This is a genomic window from Phenylobacterium glaciei (assembly GCF_016772415.1).
In the GTDB taxonomy this organism is placed as follows: domain Bacteria; phylum Pseudomonadota; class Alphaproteobacteria; order Caulobacterales; family Caulobacteraceae; genus Phenylobacterium; species Phenylobacterium glaciei.
On the sequence record NZ_JAGSGD010000001.1, the window covers coordinates 774,591 to 799,585 of the forward strand.

The 24,995-nt window shown below is 68.3% G+C and carries 19 protein-coding genes; 11 read left to right on the plus strand and 8 right to left on the minus strand.

All coding sequences use genetic code 11. From position 1 onward, the window contains the following. Positions 1-83: 83 nt before the first annotated feature. The 4 genes from JKL49_RS03800 (at position 84) to JKL49_RS03815 (ending at position 4,965) form a co-directional block, all read left to right on the plus strand. Positions 84-842: an SDR family NAD(P)-dependent oxidoreductase gene (locus JKL49_RS03800; RefSeq protein WP_215338381.1), complete on the plus strand. Its 759-nt coding sequence runs from the start codon at positions 84-86 to the stop codon at positions 840-842. Next, complete coding sequence (locus JKL49_RS03805) at positions 842-1,441, plus strand: 2-hydroxychromene-2-carboxylate isomerase (protein WP_215338382.1); 600 nt, start codon at positions 842-844, stop codon at positions 1,439-1,441. The genes JKL49_RS03800 and JKL49_RS03805 overlap by 1 nt, the downstream gene beginning before the upstream one ends. 267 nt (positions 1,442-1,708) lie before the next feature. After that, entirely contained in the window at positions 1,709-3,367 is a 1,659-nt protein-coding gene (locus JKL49_RS03810) for a M28 family metallopeptidase (RefSeq protein ID WP_215338383.1), read from the plus strand. Between the two features lie 98 nt (positions 3,368-3,465). Beyond that, a complete protein-coding gene (locus tag JKL49_RS03815) occupies positions 3,466-4,965 on the plus strand; it encodes a flavin-containing monooxygenase (protein WP_215338384.1) in 1,500 nt (499 codons plus the stop codon). A 34-nt stretch (positions 4,966-4,999) separates the two neighbouring features. Here the strand turns inward: JKL49_RS03815 and ppc are convergent, their stop codons facing one another. The 5 genes from ppc to JKL49_RS03840 form a co-directional block, all read right to left on the minus strand. Further along, the gene (ppc, locus tag JKL49_RS03820) at positions 5,000-7,684 is read right to left on the minus strand and encodes a phosphoenolpyruvate carboxylase (RefSeq protein WP_215338385.1); all 2,685 of its coding nucleotides are present in this window, start codon (positions 7,682-7,684) and stop codon (positions 5,000-5,002) included. Between the two features lie 117 nt (positions 7,685-7,801). Further along, positions 7,802-9,982, minus strand: a complete 2,181-nt coding sequence (locus JKL49_RS03825; RefSeq protein WP_215338386.1) for a penicillin acylase family protein — start codon at positions 9,980-9,982, stop codon at positions 7,802-7,804. A 73-nt stretch (positions 9,983-10,055) separates the two neighbouring features. Beyond that, complete coding sequence (locus tag JKL49_RS03830) at positions 10,056-10,652, minus strand: TetR/AcrR family transcriptional regulator (protein WP_215338387.1); 597 nt, start codon at positions 10,650-10,652, stop codon at positions 10,056-10,058. A 61-nt stretch (positions 10,653-10,713) separates the two neighbouring features. Next, positions 10,714-11,736 carry a glutathione S-transferase family protein gene (locus JKL49_RS03835; RefSeq protein ID WP_215338388.1) on the minus strand — a complete coding sequence of 341 codons (1,023 nt, stop codon included), beginning with the start codon at positions 11,734-11,736 and terminating at the stop codon, positions 10,714-10,716. An 11-nt stretch (positions 11,737-11,747) separates the two neighbouring features. Next, complete coding sequence (locus JKL49_RS03840; RefSeq protein ID WP_215338389.1) at positions 11,748-12,842, minus strand: MBL fold metallo-hydrolase; 1,095 nt, start codon at positions 12,840-12,842, stop codon at positions 11,748-11,750. 98 nt (positions 12,843-12,940) lie between these two features. On the opposite strand from JKL49_RS03840, the gene JKL49_RS03845 reads away from it, so the two are divergent. Then, positions 12,941-13,843 (plus strand): haloalkane dehalogenase, encoded by a 903-nt coding sequence (locus JKL49_RS03845; RefSeq protein ID WP_215338390.1) that lies wholly within the window; start codon positions 12,941-12,943, stop codon positions 13,841-13,843. Between the two features lie 3 nt (positions 13,844-13,846). Next, positions 13,847-14,257, plus strand: a complete 411-nt coding sequence (locus tag JKL49_RS03850; protein ID WP_215338391.1) for a DUF1330 domain-containing protein — start codon at positions 13,847-13,849, stop codon at positions 14,255-14,257. 81 nt (positions 14,258-14,338) lie between these two features. Here JKL49_RS03850 and JKL49_RS03855 read toward each other — a convergent pair whose 3' ends face one another. The 3 genes from JKL49_RS03855 to JKL49_RS03865 are packed head-to-tail and all read right to left on the minus strand — an operon-like array spanning position 14,339 to position 17,461. Then, on the minus strand, positions 14,339-14,773 hold the full coding sequence (locus JKL49_RS03855; RefSeq protein WP_215338392.1) for a hypothetical protein: 435 nt from the start codon (positions 14,771-14,773) through the stop codon (positions 14,339-14,341). Further along, positions 14,770-15,777, minus strand: coding sequence for an alpha/beta fold hydrolase (locus JKL49_RS03860; RefSeq protein WP_215338393.1), 1,008 nt, complete (start codon positions 15,775-15,777; stop codon positions 14,770-14,772). The genes JKL49_RS03855 and JKL49_RS03860 overlap by 4 nt, the downstream gene beginning before the upstream one ends. Before the next feature lie 4 nt (positions 15,778-15,781). After that, the gene (locus JKL49_RS03865; protein ID WP_215338394.1) at positions 15,782-17,461 is read right to left on the minus strand and encodes a sulfatase-like hydrolase/transferase; all 1,680 of its coding nucleotides are present in this window, start codon (positions 17,459-17,461) and stop codon (positions 15,782-15,784) included. 192 nt (positions 17,462-17,653) lie between these two features. Between JKL49_RS03865 and JKL49_RS03870 the strand changes: the two genes are divergently transcribed. From JKL49_RS03870 to atzF, 5 genes are read left to right on the plus strand one after another with little or no spacing between them, the layout of a single operon-like run. Continuing rightward, positions 17,654-18,115, plus strand: a complete 462-nt coding sequence (locus JKL49_RS03870) for a CopG family ribbon-helix-helix protein (RefSeq protein WP_215338395.1) — start codon at positions 17,654-17,656, stop codon at positions 18,113-18,115. Further along, positions 18,112-18,936, plus strand: coding sequence for an urea amidolyase associated protein UAAP1 (locus JKL49_RS03875; protein ID WP_215338396.1), 825 nt, complete (start codon positions 18,112-18,114; stop codon positions 18,934-18,936). The genes JKL49_RS03870 and JKL49_RS03875 overlap by 4 nt, the downstream gene beginning before the upstream one ends. Beyond that, positions 18,933-19,562 (plus strand): urea amidolyase associated protein UAAP2, encoded by a 630-nt coding sequence (locus JKL49_RS03880; RefSeq protein ID WP_215338397.1) that lies wholly within the window; start codon positions 18,933-18,935, stop codon positions 19,560-19,562. The genes JKL49_RS03875 and JKL49_RS03880 overlap by 4 nt, the downstream gene beginning before the upstream one ends. 5 nt (positions 19,563-19,567) lie before the next feature. After that, positions 19,568-23,191, plus strand: a complete 3,624-nt coding sequence (uca, locus tag JKL49_RS03885) for an urea carboxylase (protein WP_215338398.1) — start codon at positions 19,568-19,570, stop codon at positions 23,189-23,191. A gap of 6 nt (positions 23,192-23,197) precedes the next feature. Then, positions 23,198-24,976, plus strand: coding sequence for an allophanate hydrolase (atzF, locus tag JKL49_RS03890; RefSeq protein ID WP_215338399.1), 1,779 nt, complete (start codon positions 23,198-23,200; stop codon positions 24,974-24,976). The last annotated feature ends 19 nt before the right edge of the window (positions 24,977-24,995 follow it).

A 24,995-nucleotide genomic window follows, 5' to 3' on the forward strand; every position in this document is an offset into this window, starting at 1 on the left:
CCTTCAGTTCGGCGACACTATCCCATTGACTGGGTCCAGATTCAATACGATGGTTCGTCCAGAAACTGAACTTAGGTGAGCCAATGGCCCTGGACCCTCCGCAAACAGCGCCGAAAGTCTGCCTGGTGATCGGGGCCGGCGACGGGGTCGGCGGCGCCATCGCCAAGGCTTTCGCCGCCGAGGGGATGACCGTCTGCGTCACCCGCCGGGCCCGCAATCTGGATCAGCTCGAGGCCCTGGCCGAAGACATCCGCAAGGCCGGGGGCAGGGCCCACGCCTTCGGGGTCGACGCCCGCGACGAGGCCGAGATGGTCGCCCTCTTTGACAAGGTCGAGGCCGAGGTCGGCCCGCTCGAAGTCGTGGTCTTCAACATCGGGGCGAACGTGCGGTTCACGGTTCTCGAGACCACGACGCGGGTGTTCCAGAAGGTCTGGGAGATGGCCTGTTTCGCGGGCTTCCTCACCATCCGCGAGGCCGCCCGGGTGATGACGCCCCGCGGCCGGGGCACGATCCTGGTCACCGGAGCCACCGCGTCAATTCGGGGCGGCAAGATGTACTCGGCCTTCGCCTCGGCCAAGGCGGCCCTGCGCTCGGTCGCCCAGACCGCCGGCCGCGAACTGGGGCCGGTGGGCGTCCACGTCGCTCACATCGTGGTGGACGGCGCCATCGACGGGGTGTTCACCCGCACCAACAACAGCCCCGAGGCGGTCGCGGCCAAGCTGGCCGGCGACGAGATCCTCAAGCCCGACGAGATAGCTCGAAGCTATGTGTGGCTGCACAATCAGAACCGCTCGGCCTGGACCCACGAACTGGATCTGCGCCCCTGGAAGGAGACCTGGTGATGGCCAAGACGATCGACTTCATCTTCGATTTCGGCAGCCCCAACGGCTACCTGTCCTGGAAGGTGCTGCCCGGCATCGCCGCCCGGCACGGCGCGACGGTCAATCTGATCCCCTGCCTGCTGGGGGGCATCTTCAAGGCCACTGGCAACCAGTCGCCGATGGCCGCCTTCGGCGGGGTGAAGGGCAAGCTGGAATATGAGGGCCTCGAGACCAAGCGCTTCGTGGCCGCCCACAAGCTGACCGCCTACCGCTCCAACCCCCACTTCCCGGTCAATACCCTGCTGATCATGCGCGGCCTGGTGGCGGCGCGTCGGGCCGGGGTCGGCGACGCCTATCTCGAAGCTGTGGTCTCAGCGATGTGGGAGCAGGGGCTGAAGATGGACGATCCCGAGGTGGTGGCCGACGTGCTCACCAAGGCCGGCCTCGACGCCCGGGCGATCCTCGAGTCGACGCAGGACCCGGCGGTGAAGGCCGAGCTCGTCGCCAACACAGAGGCCGCCGTGGCCCGGGGCGCCTTCGGGGTGCCCACCTTCTTCGTCGACGGCGAGATGTTCTTCGGCAAGGACCGGCTGCACGCCGTCGAGGCGGAGCTTTCCTGAGGGAGTTCGCGTGACGCAGTGCGGATCAATCATCCGCTCATCCCGGCGAAGGCCGGGACCCAGGTGAAAGCCACTCCCGTTCGCGGAACGGAGCGAAGCGGCTGAGGGCCACCTCCTATCGCCCAGGATGAATCTGGGTCCCGGCCTTGGCTGCTTCGCGCCGCCCTTAGGGTCGCCGGGATGAGCGGTGGGGGGGTGGCGCCTGAACCGGTATGCACTTTCGGCCGCGAGGCTCTAGGATCGGACCCTGTTTCGGAGTCCGGCCCTATGAAGCTTCCGTCCCTCACCCTCGCCGCCGTTCTGCTGGCGACGACCGCCCAGGCTCAGACGTCCGGCCCCATCGATCCGGCGCGGCTGTCGGCCATCGTCAAGGTCATGGCGTCGGATGCGTTCGAGGGCCGCTCGCCCGGATCGCCGGGGGAGGCCAGGACGGTCGATTACCTGATCGGCCAGTTCAAGGCGCTGAAGCTGGAGCCGGCCGGGGACAAGGGCGGCTGGACCCAGGAGGTCCAGCTCCAGCGCCTTCAGGTGCAGCCGGGCGCCAAGCTCAGCGTCTCGGTCGGCGGCAAGACCACCGCTCTGGAACAGGCCCAGCAGATCAATGTCGCCACCCTGCGGCCGGTGGACCACGTGGCCATCGCGGGCGCGCCGCTGGTCTTTGTCGGCTATGGCGTCAAGGCCCCCGAGCGCGGCTGGGACGACTTCAAGGGCTATGACCTCAAGGGCAAGGTCGCGGTCTTCCTGATCAACGACCCGGACTTCGAGGCCAAGGCCGGCGAGCCGGTGGCCGGCAAGTTCGGCGGCCAGGCGGCGGCCTATTACGCGCGCTGGACCTACAAGTACGAGGAGGCGGTGCGCCAGGGCGCCATCGCCGCTCTGATCGTCCACGAGACCCCGGGCGCCGGCTATGGATGGTCGACGGTGGCGGCCTCCAACGGCGAGAGCTTCGACATCGTCCGGCCTGATCCCGGCAAGGACAAGCTACTGCTGCAGGGCTGGGTCGCGCGCGACACCGCCGTCGATCTGTTCCAGCAGGCGGGCCTGGATTTCGAGGCCCTGAAAACCTCCGCCCGCTCCCCCGACTTCAGGCCGGTGGCCCTGACCGGCGCGACCTTCTCCGCCGACTACGGCGTCACCCATAGCCAAGTGACCAGCCGCAACGTCATCGCCAAGCTGACCGGCGCCAGCAGGCCGACTCAGAGCGTGATGTTCTCCGCACACTGGGACGCTTTCGGCCTGGGGGCGCCGATCAATGGCGACAAGGTGCGCCACGGGGCGGCCGACGACGCCATCGGGGTGGCCGGCGTGCTGGAGATCGCGCGCGCCTTCGCCGCCGGTCCGCGCCCGGCCCGCACCACCCTGTTCGCCGCCTGGACCGCCGAGGAGCGCGGCCTGCTGGGGTCGGAATATTACGGCGTCCATCCCACGACACCTCTGGACCAGATGGCGGCCAACTTCACCATGGACGTTCTGCAGACCGCCGGCCCCTCCAAGGACGTGGTGCTGGTGGGCTACGGCCAGAGCCAACTGGACGACCGGCTGATCGCCGCGGCCAAGGCGCAGAATCGCGTGGTGACCCCCGACGCCCATCCGGAGCGCGGCCTGTTCTTCCGCGCCGACCACTTCAGCCTGGCCAAGCAGGGGGTGCCGGTGATGCTGATGATGGGTCTGGGCGGCGGGCCCGACCTGGTCGCCGGCGGCCGCGAAGCCGGCGACAGGTGGGTCAGCGACTACACCGCCCACTGCTACCACCAGCCCTGCGACGCCTGGAGCCCCGATTGGGACCTGCGCGGCGCGGCCCAGGACGTGCAGCTGCTCTACGTCATGGGCCAGGCCATCGCGTCCGATCCCAAGGACTGGCCCGACTGGAAGGACGGGTCGGAGTTCAAGGCCATCCGCGAGCGGACGGCGGGGGCGCGGCGGTAGCGCAAGCCCTTAGCGCGGCATGACACGGAAGAGCGTCGACAGGCCCCCGAAAGATTTGTTATCAGCGTTCAGTTAGCTGCAGCACACAGAGACTGAACATGTCCGAAGCCGCCACCCTGACCCGCACCGCTCAGAAGACCGAGCACTTCGACGTCCTGATCGTGGGCGCGGGGATCGCCGGCGTCGGTGGCGCCTATCACATGGCCAAGGAACGGCCTGGCTCCAGCTTCGTGGTGCTGGATGTGCAGGAGACCTTCGGCGGCACCTGGGCGACCCACAAATATCCGGGCATCCGCTCAGACAGCGACCTCTACACCTTCGGCTACAGCTTCAAGCCGTGGGTCGGCGCCCCCATCGCCACGGCCGAGGAGATTTTGCGCTACATGGGCGAGGTGATCGACGACAACGATCTGGCCCGCCACATCCGCTACAAGCACAAGATCACCAAGGCCTCGTGGTCCAGCCAGGACAACCTGTGGACCCTGGAGGCGGTGCGCACCGACACCGGCGAGGAACTGCGCTTCACCACCAACTTCCTGTGGATGTGCCAGGGCTACTTCCGCCATTCCAAGGGCTACACCCCGGAATGGCCGGGCATGGCCGACTTCAAGGGCAAGATCGTCCACCCCCAGACCTGGCCGCAGGACCTGGACTACAAGGGCAAGAAGGTCGTCGTCATCGGCTCGGGCGCCACCGCCGCGACCCTGGTGCCCAACATCGCCGACGACTGCGCTCACGTGACCCTTCTGCAGCGCTCGCCGACCTATTTCATCCCTGGCCGCAACGCCAACGAGCTGGCCGACACCCTGCGCGAACTGAAGATCGACGAGACCTGGATCCACGAGATCGTCCGCCGCAAGATCGTCCATGACGGCGCCGCCTTCGCCCGCCGCGCCCAGGAGGAGCCCGAGGCCGTCACCGCCGAACTGCTGGCCGGGGTCCGCGCCTTCCTCGGCGACGACTTCGATGTGGAAAAGCACTTCACACCCCGCTACCGCCCCTGGCGCCAGCGTATCGCCTTCATCCCCGGCGGCGATCTGTTCATGGGCATCGCCTCGGGCAAGGCCTCGGTGGTCACCGACGAGATCGACCGCTTCACAGAAAAGGGCATCGCGCTGAAATCCGGCGAGACCCTGGAGGCCGACATCATCGTCACCGCCACCGGCTTCGACCTGGCCGTCCTCGGCGACATCGACTTCTCCATCGACGGCAAGACCCTGGATTTCGGCAAGACCGTCACCTACCGCGGCATGATGTTCACCGGCGTCCCCAACATGGTCTGGGTGTTCGGCTACTTCCGCGCCTCCTGGACCCTGCGGGCCGACATGGTGGCCGAATTCGTCCTGCGCCTGCTCAAGCACATGGACGAGAAGCACGTGAAGAAGGTGGAGGTCGCGCTGCGCGAGCAGGACGACAACATGCCGTTGCTGCCCTGGATCGACCCGGAGAACTTCAACCCCGGCTACCTGATGCGCGGCATGCACCTCTTACCCAAGAGCGGCGACAAGCCCGAATGGCGCCACAGCCAGGACTATCTGGCCGAGAAGGAAGCGTTCCCGCTCATCGACCTCGACGACAAGGCCTTCGTCTATAAGTAACTGGAATCCTTCTCCCCTTGCGGGAGAATGGGTTTTACCCCGAATTCCGTAGCCCCGCCGCCACGCCGTTGATGGCCAGGTGGATGCCTTCGCGCACCTCGGGCGTGTCCTCGCCAGCCCGCCGGCGGCGGATCAGTTCGATCTGCAGGTGGTTGAGCGGGTCGATATAGGGCAGGCGCGAACGGATGATGGCGGCCAGGTCGGGGTTGTTCTCCAGCAAGGATGACTGACCTGTGATGGAGAGCAGGGCGGCGGTGGTGCGCTCCCACTCGGCGCTGATCTGGCCGAAGATGGCGCCCGACAGGGCGCGGTCCTCCACCAGATCGGAATAGCGCCGGGCGATGGCGATATCGGCCTTGGCCAGCACCATCTCCATATTGGCGAGCGTCGTGGAGAAGAACGGCCAGTTGCGGTGCAGCTCCTGCAGCTGTTCGGGCGGCAGGCCCGCGGCCTCTACCGCCGAGCCGAAGCCGTACCAGCCGGGCAGCATCACCCGGGCCTGGGACCAGGAGAACACCCAGGGGATGGCGCGCAGACCCTCGATGGTCCGGCTCGCCTGGCGTGAGGTGGGCCGGCTGCCGATGTTCAGGTCGGCGATCTCGGCGATCGGGGTGGCGGCGAAGAAGTAGTCGGCGAAGCCCTTGGTCTCGTAGACCAGGGCCCGGTAGGCGCGGAAACTCTCGTCCGACAGCCGCCCCATGATCACGCCATAGGCGTCCCGCGTGGAAACGTCGCGCTTGCGCAGGGAGGCCAGCACCACCCCGGCGGTCAGGGTCTCCAGGCTTTGCCGGGCCAGCTGCGGATCGGCGTACTTGTTGGCCACCACCTCACCCTGTTCGGTGATGCGGATGTGGCCGTTCACGGTTCCTGCCGGCTGGGCCAGGATGGCGTCGAAGCTCGACCCGCCGCCACGCCCAACCGTGCCGCCGCGGCCATGGAACAACTGCAGGGACAGACCCGCGGCCTTGGTCGCCGCCACCAGGGCCGTCGAGGTCTGGTGCAGAGTCCAGGTGGAGGTGAGGTAGCTGCCGTCCTTGTTGCTGTCGGAATAGCCGATCATCACCTCCTGCCGACCCTTGCCCGCCAGCAGGGCGCGCACCAGGGGCAGGGCGAGATAGCGGGTCATGGTGGCCGGCGCATCGCGCAGGTCGGCGATGGTCTCGAACAGCGGCTCGGCGAAGATCCGCGTGCCGGCGGGATCGGAGGGCATGTAGAGGCCCACCTCCTTGAGCAGCAGATAGACCTCCAGGAGGTCAGAGACCGAGGTGGTGTTGGAGACGATATAGGCCTTGATCGCCTCGGGCCCGTAGAGGCGGACGGCCTCGGCGGCGGCCTGCAGCACGCCATACTCCTTGGCCGTCTCCTCGCTGTAGGCGGCATAGGGCGAATGCAGCAGGCGTCCGTGGGACAGCTCCTTCACCAGCAGGTCGCAGCGTTCCGCCTCGGGCAGGGCCTCGTAGTCGGCGCAGACCCCGGCCACCTTCAGCAGCTCGGCCGCCACCCGGGCGTGGACGGCGGAGTTCTGGCGCATGTCCAGGGTGGCCAGGTGGAAGCCGAAGCAGTCGACGGCCCGGATCAGGTCAGGCAGGGCGCCTTCGGCGAACACCTCGCCGTGCTGAGAGATCAGGCAGTCCTGCAGCACCTGCAGGTCCGCCTTCAGCTCGTCGGGGCTCGTATAGGGCGGGCTGAGGAAGGGCGACACGCGGGTGGAGCCGCCGGTCAGGCCGGGATAGGCCGCCGCCAGCCGCGCATAGACGCCGGTGAGCGCCCGCCGATAGGGCTCGTCGGCCCGGTTCAGCGAGGTGTCGGGGGACCGATCGGCCAGAGCCTGCAGCTCCGGCGTGGTCTGGGCCAGGCTGGCGGAGATCGAAAGCTCGGCGCCTAGGTCGTTGATGCGCGCCAGGTGGCTGTCCAGGGCCGCGCGCGCCTGACGGGCGAAGGCGTGGCGCATGATGTCGGCGGTGACGAAGGGGTTTCCGTCGCGGTCGCCTCCCACCCAGGAGCCGATGCGCAGGAAGCTCGGCAGCTGCGTCCCAGGCATCAGTCCGCGCCACCCGGCGTAGACCTTGGGCAGTTCGGTCAGGAAGCTGCGCTCGAAATAGGAGACGGCGTTCTCGATCTCGTCGGTGACCCCCAGCTTCACGCCGCGCAGCAGCCGGGTGCGCCAGATGATGGCGATCTGCCGGACCAGCTCGCGCTCGTGGGCCGCGCGGGCGTCCTCGTCCGGCGTGTCGTGGGCCTCCAGGGCCTCCATGATGGCGTGGGCGCGGTCCAGCAGGCTCTTGCGGCGCACCTCGCTGGGGTGGGCGGTGATCACCGGGGCGATCACCGCGTTGGCCAACAGGTCGGCGACCTTTTCCGGACCGATGCCGGCGCCGGCCAGGGTGCGCATGGCGCCGGCCAGGGTGTCGCTGCGGCCCTCGCCCTCGCGCCCGCGGCGGCGCTGGATCTGGTCCTCGGCGATGTTGGTGATCTGCAGGAAGCAGGCGAAGGAATGGGCGAACCGCACGGCCTCGGGCAGGGAGAGTTCGCTCAGCCGGGATTCGACGGCGTCGCCGCCCGCCTCCGGGCCGTTGCGGTGCAGGGCGACGGAGGCCTGGCGGATCTGCTCGATCTCGTCGAACACCGCCTGCCCGTCTTCCGACCGGATCACGTCGCCCAGGATACGCCCAAGGAATCGCACCGTGGCGCGGAGCTGGACGGGCAGGGAGTGGGGCATGGACAAGCTTCCGACGATGGCGAGGGTCTAATTATCGTACAATAGAGCGGGAATTGAGTTATGATACCGGTGTCAACGGTTCCTCAATCCCCAATGGTTCGGCATCCACTGCCGAAACTACTGGCCTGGTCGATAGCTGCTTTCCGTGTGGCCGGTCAGTTGCTCGGGATAGAAATAGACCTCCCGCAGATCGCCCGTGCTGTAGCGGCCCGCCTGGTCGTTGAAGTGTTTGGAGGCCGGATCGCCGCTCTCGCCGCCGGCCGTCACCGCCCGGGCGTGGACCTTGTCGCCGAACTCCACCACCGCCACGAAGCTGTTGCCGCTGGTCCCGTAGTACTTCTTGGTCCCCGGCTTGCGGCCCGCCCCGAAGGAGGCCAGCGATCCCCATTGGGCCGAGGCGAAGGGCACGGGGATGCTCGGGCCGGCGTCGTTGAAGGGTTGGACCAGTTCGCCGGTCAGGCGCTGGAAGCGGTTGATCTCGCCCCAGGGCGTGCGCCAGGTCCCGAAGTCCGCCGCCAGTCGGTCCGAGGCGACAGCCAGGGCCGTCAGCTTCTGATCGGGCGTCGTGCGGCTGACCATATCGTCATAAACCGAGCGATGCTCGGCGCGGGCGGCGACGGCCACCTCGCTCCACAGCTGCTCGCCCCAGAAGACCGCCAGCGAGGTCGCCTCGGAAGTGGCCGACCAGCGGTGATCCCAGCCGCGCAGCAGGGCGACCTGGTCGGCGAGCTTTCCCTTCAGCGGACTGATGGCTGGGGTCGCGTCATAGGCCGCGATCAGCGGCGGGATCAGTTGGTCGAAGGCGGTCAGGCGCGGATCGTAGGCCGCCGCGATCAGGGTCGGCAGGGTGAAGTCCTTGCGGTCCTTCAGCACCAGATTGGCGTGGATCCCGCGCGGGTTCTCGCCGGCGCTATCCATATAGCGCGGATAGTCGGCCTTCTTCGGGCTCTCCGCGCCCGCCGCCGAATAGGGCCAGTTGTTGGTGTTGGCGATCCAGCCGTTGGCGGGGTTCAGCAGGTGCGGCGCTTCCGTCAGCGCGTGGAGCCCCTTCCAGTCCGTGGCGGGGTCCGACCCATCCACCGGCTTGGTGTAGTCGAAGCGGTCGTCACGCTTGGGAATGAACTGCGGGTGCAGGTAGGCCACCTCGCCCTTGGCGTCGGCGAACAGGGTGTTGTTGGAGGAGTTGGCCTTGAAGGCCATCACCTTCATGTAGCTGGCATAGTCGACGGCCTTGGTGCGCAGATAGCTCTGGCTCAGCGCCGCGATCGGCTTGTTCATCAGGGCCACGGCGATCCACTTGCCCCCGGCCTCGCGGACGATGGGACCGTGGTGGGTGCGATAGACCGTGAAGCTCTTGGCCTTCATCGACCCGTCGGCGGCGCGGTAGGGGACCGCGATAACAGAGGTGGTGACCGGGCGGTTCTCGGTCCCGTAGCGATAGGTCAGCTTGTCGCCGGAGCCCGCGATCGTCTCGGCGAACTCGTCGATGGAATCCAGGCCGCTGGTGGTGTGCATCCACCCGGCCTTGGCGTTGAAGCCCTGGTAGATGAAGAACTGCCCCCAGGTCGCCGCGCCATAGACGTTCAACCCCGCGTCGCTGCTGACCTGCTGCTCGGAGCGGAAGAAGAAGCTGGTGTGGGGGTTGATCAGCAGCAGGGCGTGGCCGGCGGCCGTATTGCCCGGCGCGATGGCGAAGCCGTTGGAGCCCGACGGCTCCTTGAACTGGGCCAGCGCGAACTGTTCCTGCGCCATCGAGGTCTGACGGCCGCCATAGAAGGCCTCGAGCTGGGACAGCGAGACGCTCTCGATGTCGCCGCCGATACTGCCCTCGGTGAAGGAGAGCGCCATCCAGGGTTCGAAGTGCTTGATGACCTTCGGCGTCACCTTGGGGTGGGTGGCCAGGTAGTAGTTCAGGCCGTCGGCCCAGGCGGTCATCAGGGTCTTCAGCCAGGCCGGGCTCCTGGCGTAGTCGGCCTTCAGGTCGGCGGGATCGATAAAGATCTTCATCCGCAGGTCCTGCCAGATGGCCTTCTCGCCCTCCGCCTCGGCCAGCCGGCCCATGGCGTTGATGTAGTTGGTCTCGACGCGGTTGAAGTCGTCCTCGGCCTGGGCGTAGACCATGCCGAACACCGCATCGGCGTCGGTCTTGCCGTGCACATGGGCGATGCCCCAGTCGTCGCGGACGATACGGATCCCCGCCGCCTGCTTTTCCCATCGGGCGTTGTCGGTCGCGGCGGCGGCCGGGCAGGCGAGGGCGATCAGGGCGGCGAAGGCGAGGGCGCGCGGGAGCATTTGCATGCCGTGACGCTAGGGTCTGGCGGCTGGCGCGGCAACGCCGCCGCGCCAGAAATCGGCGCCGGGCTGACGGTCGCTAGGCGATGAGGCGCCGGGCGGCGGCCTCAAGCACGCCCTGCGTCTGCTCGACGGAGAGACCCTGCTCCTCCCGCAGCCGCGACCAGGCCTCGAAACTCAACAGCAGGTCGAGGGCTTCCAAGGTGTGGCCGTCGACCGCGCCGTCCACCACCCGCTCCAGGATTTTCCGTAGCCGCTGTGACAGCCGGCTGGCGTCGTCCCCCAGGAACCGGGAGCGATGGCGGAAGGCGTCGGCCGCCTTGCGGAAGGGCCCGATCTTCTCGAAGGCCGCGCCGCGCCGGCCCACCAACTCGACAACCCGGCCGCGCCAGTCGGGCGCCCTGAAGGGCTGGTCGGCCACAGACTGCACCTCGGCCTCGATAGCCTCGGACATCTCGCGATAGAGGCTGTCCATGTCGCTGAAGTGGCGGAAGACGGTGCGCAGGCCGACGTCGGCGCGAACCGCCACCTGCTCGGCGCTGGGGGCCACCTCCCCCGACTGCACGATCTCCAGCATGGCCGCGACGATGCGGGCGCGGTTGTCCTCGCCCCGCCGCCGCCGGCCGTCCGACGAGCCCCCAGGCTCGGCAATCTTCAGGTCCGCAAGGTTCGCCACGCGATCTCACTCATCCAGCCACAACCGGTGATTAGGGCCGCTCGCGCAGTCGCGCCAGTGCTCAGGCGAAGAGGGCCATGCATCCTGTCGTCGCAAGTACGGAATCGACCCGCGCGCGGGCGCCCGCCTCCAGTTCCGCCCGCGACTGGCGCAGCCACTGCAGGCACTTGGCCTGGTAGGGGAAGGGCTGCTGGGTCCACGCCTGATCATCGACCACCGCCGCCACCTCCGCCGCGCCGGCCATCACCGCCCGCGCATTGGCCAGCATCACCGGCGGATAGACCCGGCCGATCTCGGTGAGCAGGGCGGTCAGGGTCGCAGGCAGGGCGTCGGTGTCATTCCAGCCGTCGTCGGTGGGCTCGACGCCGGATTGATCCTCCATCATCCCGACCCAGGCGGTGACCCGAGGCGCGACCTTTAGGGTTAGGGCCATGGGGGTCGGGTCGAACTCCGCGAGCTGGGTCATCTGTCCGAAGACCGCGAAGTCGCAGGCCGCCGGGCGGGCGCCCAGGATATAGGGCTGGTGGGTCAGGTGGGCGTCGAAGATCCGCAGGAATCGCTGGTAGGCCGCTTCGATCACCGGCCCCGTTGTCGGGTTGGAGCCGACATAGCGCAGGCGCGGTATCTGGCGATCGGCGAACATCTTGCCCCTCGCCGCCAACTCCGCGTCAGGCACGCAGTAGCCGCGCCAGCAGGGCAGAATGGCCGCAGCCTTGTTGATGTCGTCGCGATAGGCCCAGCGATAGTGGAACATGGCCTTGGTCAGCCATTCGTCGGCATAGTCCTCGATCAGCTCGTCGAGGAAGGCCAGGGCCGGATCGGAGGGCAGGATGCTACGCCCGGAATGTTCCCGCTCCAGCCGCCGGATGATCGGGGTGGAGTCGGTGACCGCCTGCAGGGTCCCGGTCTCGTCGGGTAGGTAGAAGGTGGGCAGCAGCTGCACCTTCGGCTGCCGCATGGCGGCCTGGGCCGCCGATCCCGACATCAGGAAGCGATAGGGGATGCGCCGGTAGCGCAGCACCGCCAGCATCTTGCGGGTATAGGGCGAGCCGGGCGCGCCGGAGAGGGCGACGAGGTCGGTCATGGCGTGTCTCCTTACCGGAAGGTCTTGAGCCGGTTGGAATATGTGATCTCCGTGGAGCCGGCCGGCAGGCTCATCAGGTCGCCATCATGGCCCACGCGGATGGGACCGGAATAGATCTCCCGCGACTTGCCGAGGAACGGGCCCTCCAGGGCCCGCACGGGCAGGGGCGGGATGATGTGGGTGAAGAGCAGATACTTGACGCCCGCCCGCTGAGCTATGCCGGCCGCCTGTTCCGGGGTGGTGTGGTAGCTGAGGATGTCGTGGAATATCGCCGCCAGGTTGGCGCGGCGGTCGGCCAGGGCGGCCTTGCGCTGCAGGGCCACGAGGTTGGGCGCCAGTCCCTCGTGGACCAGCAGGTCGGCGCCCTTGGCGGCCGCCTCCAGGCGGGGCGAGGCGGTGGTGTCGCCGCTGATCACCACGCGGCGGCCCTTGTAGATGAAGAGATATCCAACCGCTGGGTCCACCGGATTGTGGTGCACCGGGAAGGCGATGACCTTCAGGTCCGGCTCGTCGATCACCGTGACGTTGGGCAGGTCGGGCCGCGCCTCGAAGGGATGGGCCGCGCCGCCGAAGCCGGAGGGCGGCACGACGACGGGGCCGTGGTGGGCCTCGCGGTAGCCGCTGTCGAGGACATAGGCTGACTGGAAGCCGGCCACCACCTGGTCGACCCCGGTGGGGCCGTAGACCGGCAGTGGGCTGGTGTTGGGGCCGCTGGCCCAGCGCTGCAGCATCAGTTCGCCCAGGCCATCGATGTGGTCGGAGTGGAAGTGGGTCAGGAAGACCGCGTTCACCCGGGCCGGCGGCAGGTTCATCAGGGAGAGGTTCTTGGTGCTGCCGGCGCCGGAGTCGACGACGAACAGCTTCTTGCCCGCCAGGACCACAGTGCAGGGGCCGGCGCGGGTCGGGTCGGGCATGGGGGAGCCGGAGCCGCAGAGGCCGACGTACAGACCGTCGGGCAGGCCGGCATAGGGATCGCTGGCCATGGCCCGGAGATAGACCTTCTCCATCGCCGCGGTCGCCAGTTTGCCGCGCATCAGCCAGGCGCCTGCCAGGACCAACGCCACCACACCGACCAGAACCAGGGCTGCCGTCCGCCGCTTCGACATCTCTTGTCCTCCCACCCGGCTTGACCCGGGAATATATTGGCATTCATATTGTCACTAGTTTTGATCGAGAGCCAGAGAGAACTGGCGAAAGGAACGCGATGCAGGTTCTGAGGACCCCGGACGAACGCTTCGCCGGCCTGGCCGACTGGCCCTTCGCGCCGCACTACGCGCAGATCAGGGACGCCGACGGGACCGACCTGTGCCTGGCCTATGTCGACGAAGGTCCGCGCGACGGGGCCGTGGTGCTGCTGATGCACGGCGAGCCCTCCTGGTCCTATCTGTACCGCAGGATCATCGCGATCCTGGCCGCCAAGGGGCATCGGGTGATCGCGCCCGACCTGATCGGGTTCGGGCGGTCGGACAAGCCGACCTTGCGCACTGACTACACCTATGGCCGCCACGTGGACTGGATGAGCCAGTGGTTCACGCAGATGAACCTGAGCGACGTCACGCTCTTCTGCCAGGACTGGGGCGGACTGATCGGCCTGCGTCTGGTGGCGGCCTTCCCCGAGCGGTTCGCCGGCCTGGTGATCGCCAATACCGGCCTGCCGACGGGAACGGGTCTGACCGAGGGCTTCAAGGCCTGGCTGGAGTTCAGCCAGTCGATCCCGGAAATGCCGATCGGCATGATCGTCAACATGGGGACCGGCCGCGAGCTGACCCTGGCCGAGATCGCCGCCTATGACGCGCCCTTCCCGGACGAGACCTACAAGGAGGGCGCCCGCCAGTTCCCAACCCTGGTGCCGGTGACCCCCGAGCATGGCCAGGTGACGGAGAATAAGGCCGCCTGGGAGGTGCTGGAGCGGTTCGACCGTCCGGTGGTCACCGCCTTCAGCGACGGCGACGCCGTCAGCCGAGGCGGCGACGCCGTCTTCCAGACCCGCATCCCCGGCGCCAAGGGCCAGCCCCACATCACCACCAAGGGCGGCCATTTCCTGCAGGAGGATTGCCCCGACGAGATCGCGGCGATCCTCGACACCATGATCAAGACTCGGAGCTGAACCATGAAGGTCGAGAACGCTGTCCTGCCGCCGATGGCCCAGGCGATGGAATTCTTCGGGGCGCCCGAGGACGGGCCCTTCGTCATGGTCAACCTGCTGAAGTTCAAGCCGAAGGCCGAGTACGCCGACGGCAGCGACGCCCACCTCACCGGCCGCGAGGCCTATGCCCGCTACGGCCAGGAAGTCGCCAAGCTGGTGCAGGAGCTTGGGGGAAAGGTCCGCTATAGCGGTGAGGTCACCGGCCTGATGATCGGTGAGGTCGAGGACCTGTGGGACATGGTGGCCCTGGCCGAATACCCGTCCTTGGCCGCCTTCCGTGAAATGGCCATGTCGCCGGCCATGCACGCCATTGAGCATCACCGCGTCGCGGGCCTGGCCGGCCAGCTCAACATCAAGACCAAGCCGGCGGGATAGGGGCGTTTTTGCACGCTCTCGCGCCGTATCGATCGCTGCCCGGGCTAGGCCGGTCGCCGGGCGCCTCGCCGTTGTGGCAAACTAGGCTCTGCGGGAACGCAGGGCCAGAATCAGGAACACCAGGGCCAGGGCCACAAACACTGGGCTGCCATAGTGGGCTGGAGGGTGGTGGCCGCTGGCCGGCGGCGACAGCACCCAGCCGTGCAGGCTCATCAGGCCGCGCTCAACGATCACCAAGGCCAGGAACAGCGCCGTGAGGGTCTGATAGCGCAAGGCCACCACCAGCAGTCCCATTCCCAGCGCCAGCTGGGTCGCGCCCTCCCATCGGAACAGACCGATCACCATGTCGCGCCGGTCACCCATATCCAGGCCCCCGATCACACCGGCTCCGCCGTCGGGGAGAAAGCTGTGGATCAGGCCGGGGACCAGGGTCAGAACCGCTGATAGTCCCAGGAACCAGACCGAACTCCGAGCCCCGAGGTACTGAGAATTGGTCGAGGGCGGAAAGAAGCTCATTGCTTGGCCTTCATCTGTTCAAGCACGATCTCGGCGATGGCCTCGCCGTGCGTGTCTTGGAGAAAGTGACCGGCGTCGGGCAGCAGGTGGAAGCTGGCCTGGCTGTAGTTGGCCGCCCAGGCCCGGCCCCAGTCCTCGGTAAACACCGCGTCGTTGCCCCCCCAGATGAAATGGATCGGCTTTGGCCAGTCCAGCAGGGCGTCGAACCAGCGCGCCTGGGCCTCGGCGGCCCCGCCCTCCGGGTTGTCGAAGGGCAGGCTGAGGGGAAACCGCCGCGGACCGGCATGGCCAGCACGATCAAGGCCGACAAAGGGCGCATCGTAGCCGCGACGGATGGCCTCCTGTTCCGCCGTCAGGGTGGGATAGGTCCCCGTGGCGATGATGCCAAACAGGTCGGCCGGCTTCATGTGGCCAAGCGGAAGCATCATGAACCAGCCCAGGGACAGCTTCTCCGGGACGTTGATCCCGAACAGGCCGTCGGTCTGCCATTGGGCGTTCCACTGTCTCAGGGCGTCGGTGTAGGCGTAGGCAGGGTGGTGCAGCCAGGTGTTCATCACCACGAGCCGAGAGAACCTCTCCGGCTGTTCGGCGGCCTGGGCCAGGCCGATAGGGCCGCCCCAGTCCTGGCAGAACAGGGTGACCTCCCTCAGGTCCAGGGTCTCGATCAGCAACCGGTGGGCCGCCACGTGCCGGGCGATGGAGTACCAGCGGTCGTCGGTCACCTTGTCAGAGCGGCCGAAACCGATGTGATCGGCCGCCACGCAGCGCCATCCCGCGGCGACCAACCGATGGATGATCTTCCGGTTCAGGTAGCTCCACGTCGGCATGCCGTGCATGAGCAGGGCGACCGGCCCGTCGCGGGGGCCCTCGTCTACATAGGCCAAACGCAACCCCTCGAAGAGGATGTGGCGGGGCGCGAAGGGGTAGTCGGCTAGACCCTGGAAGCTCGCTTCGGGCGACCGCAGGAAGGGGACGCCCTCGCCGGTGGTGAGGACCTGGAGCATGGGCCTAGTTGTCCCACAGGATGTATTCCTCGCCCGCCTTCTGCGGCCGGCCGCTCGGGTGGTCGATGAACACCGGACCCTGGAGCAGGGAGGGCCACATGGGCGCCTTCGTCTGGGCGTCCTGCGCCTTGATCATCGCCTTCAGGGCCGCCACCTTGTCGGGCTTGGCCTTGGACAGGTCGTGCTGCTCGGTGGGGTCGGCGGCCAGGTCGTAGAGCCAGACCTTGTCGCGGGCGCCGTTGACCTGCAGCTTCCAGGCGCCATCCAGCACGGTCTCGTACTGGCCCGAGCGCCAGAACAGGGTCTGGTGCGGTCGGCCCGTGGCCTTGCCCTGTACGTAGGGAACCAGGTCAACGCCGTCGATCACCCGGTCCATGGGAACCGCAGCTCCAGCCGCCCCGGCGGCGGTGGCGAAGATGTCGATGTGGCTGACCGGAGCGGCGTAGCGCGATCCCGGCTGGATCTTGCCGGGCCAGCGCATGAAGAACGGCGCGTGGATGCCGCCCTCGAAGAAGGTGGACTTGAAGCCGCGATAGGGCCGGTTGACCTCGGGCAGGCCGATATAGCCCGCGCCGCCGTTGTCGCTGGTGAAGATCACCAGGGTGTTGTCGGCCAGGCCCTCATCCTTCAGCGTCTGCAGCACGCGCCCGACATTGCGATCGAGGTTGCGCACCATGGCGCCATAGACCCGCAGGCGGTGATCCTTGATCTGAGGCAGGGCGTCGTAGTCGGCCTTGGTGGCCTGCAACGGCGTGTGGATCGCATTGGGTGCGTAGTACATGAAGAACGGTCGGTTCTTGTTGGCCTTGATCGACGCCACCGCCTCGTCGGTCAGGTAGTCGGTCATGTAGCCCTTCGGCGCGAACATCGCCGAGCCGTTGTACTGCACCTGGTAGGGAAGGTTCGGCCACAGGAAGCGGTCGATGGGGTCCCAGGGCTGCTTGGAGTTGACGACGTCGGGCGCTTTTTCCGGCAGGTACATCGAGCCGCCGGCGATGAAGCCCAGGCTCTCGTCAAAGCCCTGCGCCTCGGGACGCGATCCCTCCGCGCCGCCCAGGTGCCACTTGCCCAGATGGATGGTGTGATAGCCGCGGGCCTTCAGCACCTCGGCGATGGTGAGCTCGCTAGCCGGAACACTGAGGGTGTTGACCGCGGTGGGCGAGGGGGCTGTGCTGCCGGCGGGCATGTCCTTGACCCGGTCGTGGAAGAACTTCGGCGCGACGATGGCGCCCGGCTCGGCCGCGGTGCCCACCATCTTCTCGAAGGCGACGGGGGCGGGGGTGAATTCGAAGCCGAAGCGGGTGGGGTAGCGGCCGGTCATGATGGCGGCCCGCGAAGGCGCGCAGGTGGCGTTGCCGGCATAGCCATTGGTGAAGTCGACCCCGTCATGGCCGATGGAATCGATGTTGGGGGTCGGGACCACCCCGCCGGCCACGCCGCCGCCGTTGAAGGTGATGTCGTTGAAGCCCATGTCGTCGGCCAGGATGAAGACGACGTTCGGGGGGCGCTCGCCAGGCGCCGGGACGGCGGGGCCCTGGGCCCAGGTCACCGGATGGTTGGGCTCGATATGGGGCAGGCGAGCGTGGGCGATCATGCCCAGGATGGCCGGCTTGTTCATCGCCGCCACGCCGACGCCAGCCGCGATGACCAGGGCTGTGGCGCCAAGCCAGATGCGCTTCTTCATGGTGTTTCCCCGCCTGCGCGTATCTATTGGCATCAAACGTGTCACTATATCGATTGGACGGCAAGCGTTCCGTCGCCGCAGCCTTAGGCGCCCGGAGCGGACGCTGCCTAAGACAAGGGCGCCCGCACCTTCGTCGCCGCCGCTCCCGTATTACGATTTGATTGGATCGTAATACCGAACACACATCGGCTCATGAACGTCGAAAGCCTTCCCCTGGCGCGTTTGAGTCTGAGCATGCCCGCCGAACTGGTGGCCCAGCTCGACGCCATGGTCACCGAGCGCGGCCTGCCCAGCCGTTCGCAGATGATCGCCGAACTGATCCGCCACGAACTGGCCGAGCATGGCGAGGAGCGGGCCGGCGTGGTGCTGGCCGGCACCATCACGCTCATCTACCGCACCGAAAGCGGCCGGGTCCGTCAGGCCCTGGCCCAGGCCCAGCAGGCCTATCTGGAGGAGGTGATCTCCTCGCAGCACGTCTTCCTGGAGGACGACCAGTCCCTGGAGGTGCTGCTGGTCCAGGGGCCGTCAGAGCACCTGCGCGACCTCTGTGACGAGCTGCGCAAGATCCGCGGCGTGCAGCAGATCAAGCTGGTGACCACCACCGCCCTGCTGCCGCCCCTGCATGCCCTGTTCGATCCCGAGGACGCGTCATGAGCGACACAGCCAACCCCTATGCCGCCCAGGCCCATGCCCGGGCCATGGCCGGGACTCAGGTCGAGGCCATGCCGACCCTGCCCGCCAGCGCGGCGAGCGACCTGCCGGCCGGTGTGTCTTCCGCCGACATGGTCTGGGCCGAGACGATCGCGCCCGGCGGCTACGGCGCCAAGCGGCTGGACCGCGGCGCACGGCTGCAGCTCACCGACGTCGCCGGTGACGCCTGCGCCTCGATGCTGATCTTCAATGCCGAGCGGCCCATCGAGCGGCTGAACGTGGCCGATACCCTGAAGGTCCAGTGGAACGCCTATCTGGGCGCTGGGAAACTCGTCCTGTCGGACATGGGCAAGGTCATGTTCAGCGTGCTGGAGGACGGGGCGGGAACCCACGACGCCTTCTGCGGGGCGTCGAACCTGGCCACCAACGCCGCGAAATACGGGACCGGCGACAACTGGGGCCCGCATCCCAATGCCCGCGACCGGTTCAGTCTGGGCGTCGCGAAGTTCGGCCTCGCCCGCCGCGACATCCACCCCTGCCTCAACTGGTTCAAGGGCGTGAAGGTTGAGGAAGACGGGTCGCTGACCCCGCAGCACGGCCCCTTCGTCCCTGGCCGCAGCCTGACCCTGCGGGCCGAGATGGACCTGATCGTGGTGCTGGCCAACTGCCCCCACGTGCTGGACTCGCGGCCCGACTACAGCGTCACCCCGCTGCGGGTCGCCGCTTGGCGCGGTCCCGTCACCCTGCTCGAAGACCCGATCCGCAACGCCACCCCGGAGGGCCTGCGCGCCTTCCTGAACGTCGAGGCCGAGTACAGCCGATGAGTGAACCTGTGAGCGGCCTGACCGGCGCAATTGTCCGCGACGATGTAGTCCCCGCCCGCGCGCCATGGGACGCGGTGGTGCGTAAGGGCCAGACCCTGCGCATCGTCGATCTGGAGGGCAACCAGGCCGTGGACTTCCTAATGTACGCGCTCGCCGACGACGCCGAGCGCTACTCGGCCCAGGACACCATGGCGGCCCAGGGCAACATCTTCCTGCGGACGGGGTCTGTGCTGCTCTCCAACGAGGGCCAGGCCATGGCCACAGTCACCGGCACCTCGGTGGCCTATCACGACACCATCGGCGGCGCCTGTTCCTGCGAGAGCAACACCCTGCGCTACGGCCACCACACCAAGAGCCAGCACGCCTGCGTCGAGAACTTCCTGCAGGCCAACGCCAAGCACGGGCGGGGCAAGCGCGACATGGTCTCCAACATCAACTGGTTCATGAACGTGCCGGTGGAGGCCGACGGGGCGCTCGGCATCGTCGACGGCATCTCGGCGCCCGGCCTCTATGTGGACCTGAGGGCCGAGATGGACCTGGTGGCCATCGTGTCCAACTGTCCGCAGATCAACAATCCCTGCAACGGCTTCAATCCGACGCCCGTGCGCATGATCATCGCGGGGTAGGACCAGTGTTCACCAAGGTCCTGATCGCCAACCGGGGCGCCATCGCCTGCCGGATCATCCGCACCCTGAAGGACATGGGCGTGGGCTCGGTCGCGGTGTTCTCCGATGCCGACGCCGGGTCCTTGCACGTCTCCCAGGCCGACGAGGCGGTGCGCATCGGCCCCGCGCCGGCCGCCCAGTCCTATCTCGACATCGACGCCATCCTGGCCGCCGCCAAGGCCACGGGCGCCCAGGCCATCCATCCGGGCTATGGCTTCCTCAGCGAGAACACGATCTTCGCCGAGCGCTGCGAAGCCGCAGGGATCGCCTTCATCGGCCCGACGCCCGCCAACATCCTGGCCTTTGGCCTGAAGCACACCGCCCGCGACCTGGCCCACGCCCAGGGCGTGCCTCTGGCCCCCGGCACCGACCTGCTGACCGACGCGGAAGCCGCGCGGAGCGCCGCCGAACGCATCGGCTTCCCGGTGATCCTGAAGGCCACCGCCGGGGGCGGCGGCATCGGCATGCGGGTCTGCGAGACTCCCGAGGCGGTGGCCGAGGCCTTCGCCGCCGTGGTGCGGCTGGCGGGCTCCAACTTCTCCGACGCGGGCGTCTTCCTGGAGCGCTATGTCCGCCAGGCCCGCCACATCGAGGTCCAGGTGTTCGGAGACGGCGCGGGCAAGGTCGTGGCGCTCGGCGAACGCGACTGCTCCCTGCAGCGCCGCAATCAGAAGGTCATCGAGGAGACCCCGGCCCCGCACCTGCCGGCCGCCACCCGCGCCGCCCTGATGGCCGCCGCCGTGCGCCTATGCGAGGCCGCCGACTACCGCTCGGCCGGCACGGTGGAATTCCTCTACGACGCCGAGCGCGACGACTTTTTCTTCCTGGAGGTGAACACCCGTCTTCAGGTGGAGCACGGGGTCACCGAGCAGGTCACCGGCGTCGACCTTGTCGAATGGATGATCCGCGGCGCGGCCGGCGACTACGGCTTCCTCGAAACCTTCGACGGTAAGGCGAAGGGCGCCTCGATCCAGGCCCGCCTCTATGCCGAGGATCCGGGCCAGGACTATCGCCCCTCGTCGGGCGTGCTCACCAAGGCGAGCTTCCCGCAGGGCGTGCGGGTGGACACCTGGATCACCGACGGTTCGGAGGTCAGCGCCCACTACGACCCGCTGCTGGCCAAGCTGATCGTCACCGCCGCCGACCGGCCCGCCGCCGTCCGAGCGTTGCAGCAGGCGCTCGACCGCACCGCCCTCTACGGCCTGGAGACCAACCTCGAATGGCTGCGCCAGGTGGCGCGCAGCGAGGCCTTCGTCAGCGGCCAGGTCTCGACCCGGGCCCTGGCCGACATCGTGTTCAAACCCCGCACCATCCGTGTGCTGAGCGGCGGGCCGGCCACCACGGTGCAGGACTATCCCGGCCGCCTCGGCTACTGGGACGTGGGCGTGCCGCCGTCGGGGCCGATGGATGCGCTGGCCTTCCGGCTGGGCAACAAGCTTCTGGGCAATCCCGAGGGCGCGGCGGGGCTGGAGATCACCGCCCTTGGTCCCACCCTGATCTTCAACCACGAGGCCGTGGTCTGTCTCACCGGCGCCGAGCTGGAAGCCAGCCTCGACGGCGCGCCGGTGGCCACCTACGCCCCGATCGCCATCGCCGCGGGTCAGACCCTGAAGATCGCCCGGGTGAAGGGCGCGGGCCTGCGGGCCTATCTGCTGGTGCGCGGCGGGCTGGACATCCCGGCCTATCTGGGCAGCTGCTCCAGCTTCACCCTGGGCGGCTTCGGCGGCCATGCGGGACGCACCCTCGCAGCCGGCGACGTGCTGCACCTGGGCGACGCGCAGGTCGAGGATGTGGCCCAGCCCCTGGCGCCCGCGGCGCGGCCCAGCCTGGGCAAGACCTGGGCGATCCGCGTCCTGGCCGGTCCCCACGGCGCGCCGGACTTTTTCACCCCCGGCGACATCGCCATGGTCCGCTCCGCCGAGTGGAAGGTGCACTACAATTCCAACCGCACCGGCGTGCGGCTGATCGGGCCCAAGCCCCACTGGGCGCGGCGCGACGGCGGCGAGGCGGGGCTGCACCCCTCCAACATCCACGACAACGCCTACGCCATCGGGGCGGTCGACTTCACCGGCGACATGCCGATCATCCTGGGGCCGGACGGTCCGTCCCTCGGAGGCTTTGTCTGTCCCTTCGTGGTGATCCAGGCCGATCTCTGGAAGGTGGGCCAGCTCGCGCCCGGCGACACCGTCACCTTCGACCTGGTGGACGACACCGCCGCCACCCTGGCCGAGACTGAGCAGGACCGGCTGGTGGCCAGCCTCGAGCCAGGCTTGCCGCCGGCCAAGACGCCGCACCGTGACCTGTTCGACGACGGGATCACCAATCCGATCCTGGCGACCATCGAGGCCGTCGGTCACCGGCCCGGGGTGGTCTACCGCCGCCAGGGCGATCGCCACCTCCTGGTGGAATACGGCCCCATCGTGCTGGACCTGGAACTTCGCCTGCGCATCCACGCCCTGATGCTGGAACTGCGAGACCAGGCCCTGCCCGGCGTCATCGACATCACACCGGGCATCCGCTCGCTGCAGGTCCACTATGACAGCCGCGTCCTGCCCCAGGTCCGCCTGCTGCAGGCCCTGGCCGACATGGAGGAGCGCCTGGGCGGCCTCGACGACTTCGAGATCCCCAGCCGGGTGATCCACCTGCCGCTGTCCTGGAAAGACCCGGCGATCTACGAGACCATCGAAAAGTACATGGCCTCGGTGCGCGACGACGCCCCCTGGTGCCCTGACAACATCGAGTTCATCCGGCGCATCAACGGGCTCGCGAGCGAGGACGACGTCCACCGCATCGTCTTCGACGCCCGCTACCTGGTGATGGGCCTTGGCGACGTCTATCTGGGCGCGCCGGTGGCCACACCGGTCGATCCGCGCCACCGCCTGGTGACCACAAAGTACAACCCCGCCCGCACCTGGACGCCACCGAACGTGGTGGGGATCGGCGGGGCATACATGTGCATCTACGGGATGGAGGGCCCGGGCGGCTACCAGCTTTTCGGGCGCACCATCCAGGTGTGGAACACCTATCGCCAGACCAACGCCTTCACCGAGGGCAAGCCCTGGCTGCTGCGGTTCTTCGACCAGATCCGGTTCTTCCCGGTCAGCCACGACGAACTGACCGAATGGCGCCGCGACTTCCCCCTGGGCCGCCGCGAGATCCGCATCGACGAGGAGACCTTCAAGCTCTCCGACTATCGCAGGATGATGGCCGACAACGCCGAGAGCATCGAAGCCTTTCAGGCCACCCGCCAGGCGGCCTTCGAGGCCGAGCGCGCCGACTGGGAGGTGAAGGGTGAATTCGCCCGGGTCGAGGCGCTGTCCAGCGAAGCTATAGATGATGCGCCGGCCGCCACCTTCGAGGCTCCCGGCGGCTCGGAATTCGTCGAGGCCCCCCTCGGCGGCAGCGTCTGGAAGATGCTCGTCGAGGTCGGCGACCGCGTGGAGAAGGGCGCGATCATCGCGGTGATCGAGGCCATGAAGACCGAGTGCGACGTGGCCAGCCCCAGCGCCGGCGTCGTCCGCCAGGTCTACGCCCAGGAACGCCAGCCCATCGCGCCAGGCGCCCCGATGATCGCCCTCGAACCGGCCTGAAATCCCATGACCCGCCTCTCCATCACCGCCATCGCGTCCGACGTCTCCAGCGGCAAGCGCTCGGCCGAAGCCGTCATCGCCGAGGCCTTGGACTCCATCGCCGCCTATGACGAGGTCCAGGCCCACGCCTGGATCATGCGGCCCGACCCCCAGGCGGTCCTGGCCCAGGCCCGCGCCGTGGACGCCCGGATCGCGGCGGGGGAACAGCTGCCCCTGGCTGGTGTGCCCTTCGCGGTAAAGGACAATATCGACGTGGCGGGCCTGCCCACCACGGCGGCCTGCCCGGCCTACGCCTATGAGCCGGAAGCCACCGCCACCGTCGTCGCCCGGCTGCTGGCGGCTGGCGCGATCCTGATGGGCAAGACCAACCTGGATCAGTTCGCCACCGGCCTGGTGGGCGCGCGCAGCCCCTATGGCGCGCCGGGGTGCGTCTACAATCTCGCCTATGTCAGCGGAGGGTCGAGTTCCGGCTCGGCTGTGGCTGTGGCGGCGGGCCTAGTGGCCTTCGCGCTGGGCACCGACACGGCGGGCTCGGGCCGGGTTCCGGCCGCCTTCAACGGCCTGATCGGCTTCAAGCCCACCAAGGGCCGCTGGAGCGCCTCCGGCGTCGTGCCGGCCTGCCGCTCCCTGGACTGCGTGACGGTGCTGGCCAACGACGTCGCCGACGCCGCGCTGGTGGACAGCGTGGTGGCCGCCTTTGATCCCACCGACAGCTATTCTCGGCCCGCGCCGGCGGCGCCCGCCCTGCTGGGGCCGAGCTTCCGCTTCGGCATTCCGAAGGCGGAGCAACTGATCTTCATGGGCGACGACCAGGCCCAGGCCTTCTACGCCAAGGCCGTAACCCGGCTGACCCAGACCGGCGGCGTCCCCGTCGAGATCGACATCGAGCCGCTGCTGGAAGCCGCCAAGCTGCTCTACAGCGGGCCCTGGGTGGCTGAGCGGACCGCCGCCATCGAGACCCTGCTGCGCGAGACCCCGGCGGCGGTGAACCCGACGGTCCGCGCCATCCTGCAGGGCGGCTTCGGGGTCACCGGCGTCGACACCTTCCGCGGGCTCTATGCGCTCGCCGACCATGCCCGGGCGGCCGAGGCGATCTGGCCCCAGGTCGATGTCCTGCTGCTGCCCACCACGCCCACCATCTACCGCCTGCGCGAGGTGATGGCCGAGCCCTTCGCCCTGAACGGGGCGCTGGGCCTCTACACCAACTTCGTCAACCTGCTGGACATGAGCGCCATCGCGGTGCCGGCCGGGTTCCGCGACAACGACACCGGCTTCGGCGTCACCCTGGTCGGCCAGGCCTGGGCCGACAACGTCCTGCTCGACCTGGCCCGCCGCTACGAGGAGATCTCCCCCATGCCCGACGCCCCCGCGCTCGACACCGCCGGCAAGCCCCAGACCGTGAAGCTGGCCGTGGTCGGCGCCCACCTGGCCGGCATGCCCCTGCACTGGCAGCTCACCTCCCGCGACGCCAAGCTGGTCAGCCGCACCAAGACCGCCCCGGCCTACAAGCTGTTCGCCATGACCAACACCACGCCGTTCAAGCCGGCCCTGATCCACGTCGGCGAGGGCGGCGGGGCCATCGAGGTGGAGGTCTATGAACTGGGGGTCGAAGCCTTCGGCAGCTTCGTCGTCGAGGTGCCGGCGCCGCTAGCCATCGGCACCGTCACCCTGGAGGGCGGCGGCTCGGTGAAGGGCTTCGTCGCCGAACCCCGGGCCATCGTGGGCGCCGAGGACATCACGGCCCTGGGTGGCTGGCGCAAGTATATCGCCGGCCTGCCGGCCTAGCTTTCCCGGCCTTCCCCCT

Bases quoted from the DNA above. Each gene is read 5' to 3' on its own strand.
- JKL49_RS03800 (WP_215338381.1), top strand. From the start codon at position 84: ATGGCCCTGGACCCTCCGCAAACAGCGCCGAAAGTCTGCCTGGTGATC.
- JKL49_RS03805 (WP_215338382.1), top strand. From the start codon at position 842: ATGGCCAAGACGATCGACTTCATCTTCGATTTCGGCAGCCCCAACGGC.
- JKL49_RS03810 (WP_215338383.1), top strand. From the start codon at position 1,709: ATGAAGCTTCCGTCCCTCACCCTCGCCGCCGTTCTGCTGGCGACGACC.
- JKL49_RS03815 (WP_215338384.1), top strand. From the start codon at position 3,466: ATGTCCGAAGCCGCCACCCTGACCCGCACCGCTCAGAAGACCGAGCAC.
- ppc (WP_215338385.1), bottom strand. From the start codon at position 7,684: ATGCCCCACTCCCTGCCCGTCCAGCTCCGCGCCACGGTGCGATTCCTT.
- JKL49_RS03825 (WP_215338386.1), bottom strand. From the start codon at position 9,982: ATGCAAATGCTCCCGCGCGCCCTCGCCTTCGCCGCCCTGATCGCCCTC.
- JKL49_RS03835 (WP_215338388.1), bottom strand. From the start codon at position 11,736: ATGACCGACCTCGTCGCCCTCTCCGGCGCGCCCGGCTCGCCCTATACC.
- JKL49_RS03840 (WP_215338389.1), bottom strand. From the start codon at position 12,842: ATGTCGAAGCGGCGGACGGCAGCCCTGGTTCTGGTCGGTGTGGTGGCG.
- JKL49_RS03845 (WP_215338390.1), top strand. From the start codon at position 12,941: ATGCAGGTTCTGAGGACCCCGGACGAACGCTTCGCCGGCCTGGCCGAC.
- JKL49_RS03850 (WP_215338391.1), top strand. From the start codon at position 13,847: ATGAAGGTCGAGAACGCTGTCCTGCCGCCGATGGCCCAGGCGATGGAA.
- JKL49_RS03855 (WP_215338392.1), bottom strand. From the start codon at position 14,773: ATGAGCTTCTTTCCGCCCTCGACCAATTCTCAGTACCTCGGGGCTCGG.
- JKL49_RS03860 (WP_215338393.1), bottom strand. From the start codon at position 15,777: ATGCTCCAGGTCCTCACCACCGGCGAGGGCGTCCCCTTCCTGCGGTCG.
- JKL49_RS03865 (WP_215338394.1), bottom strand. From the start codon at position 17,461: ATGAAGAAGCGCATCTGGCTTGGCGCCACAGCCCTGGTCATCGCGGCT.
- JKL49_RS03870 (WP_215338395.1), top strand. From the start codon at position 17,654: ATGAACGTCGAAAGCCTTCCCCTGGCGCGTTTGAGTCTGAGCATGCCC.
- JKL49_RS03875 (WP_215338396.1), top strand. From the start codon at position 18,112: ATGAGCGACACAGCCAACCCCTATGCCGCCCAGGCCCATGCCCGGGCC.
- JKL49_RS03880 (WP_215338397.1), top strand. From the start codon at position 18,933: ATGAGTGAACCTGTGAGCGGCCTGACCGGCGCAATTGTCCGCGACGAT.
- atzF (WP_215338399.1), top strand. From the start codon at position 23,198: ATGACCCGCCTCTCCATCACCGCCATCGCGTCCGACGTCTCCAGCGGC.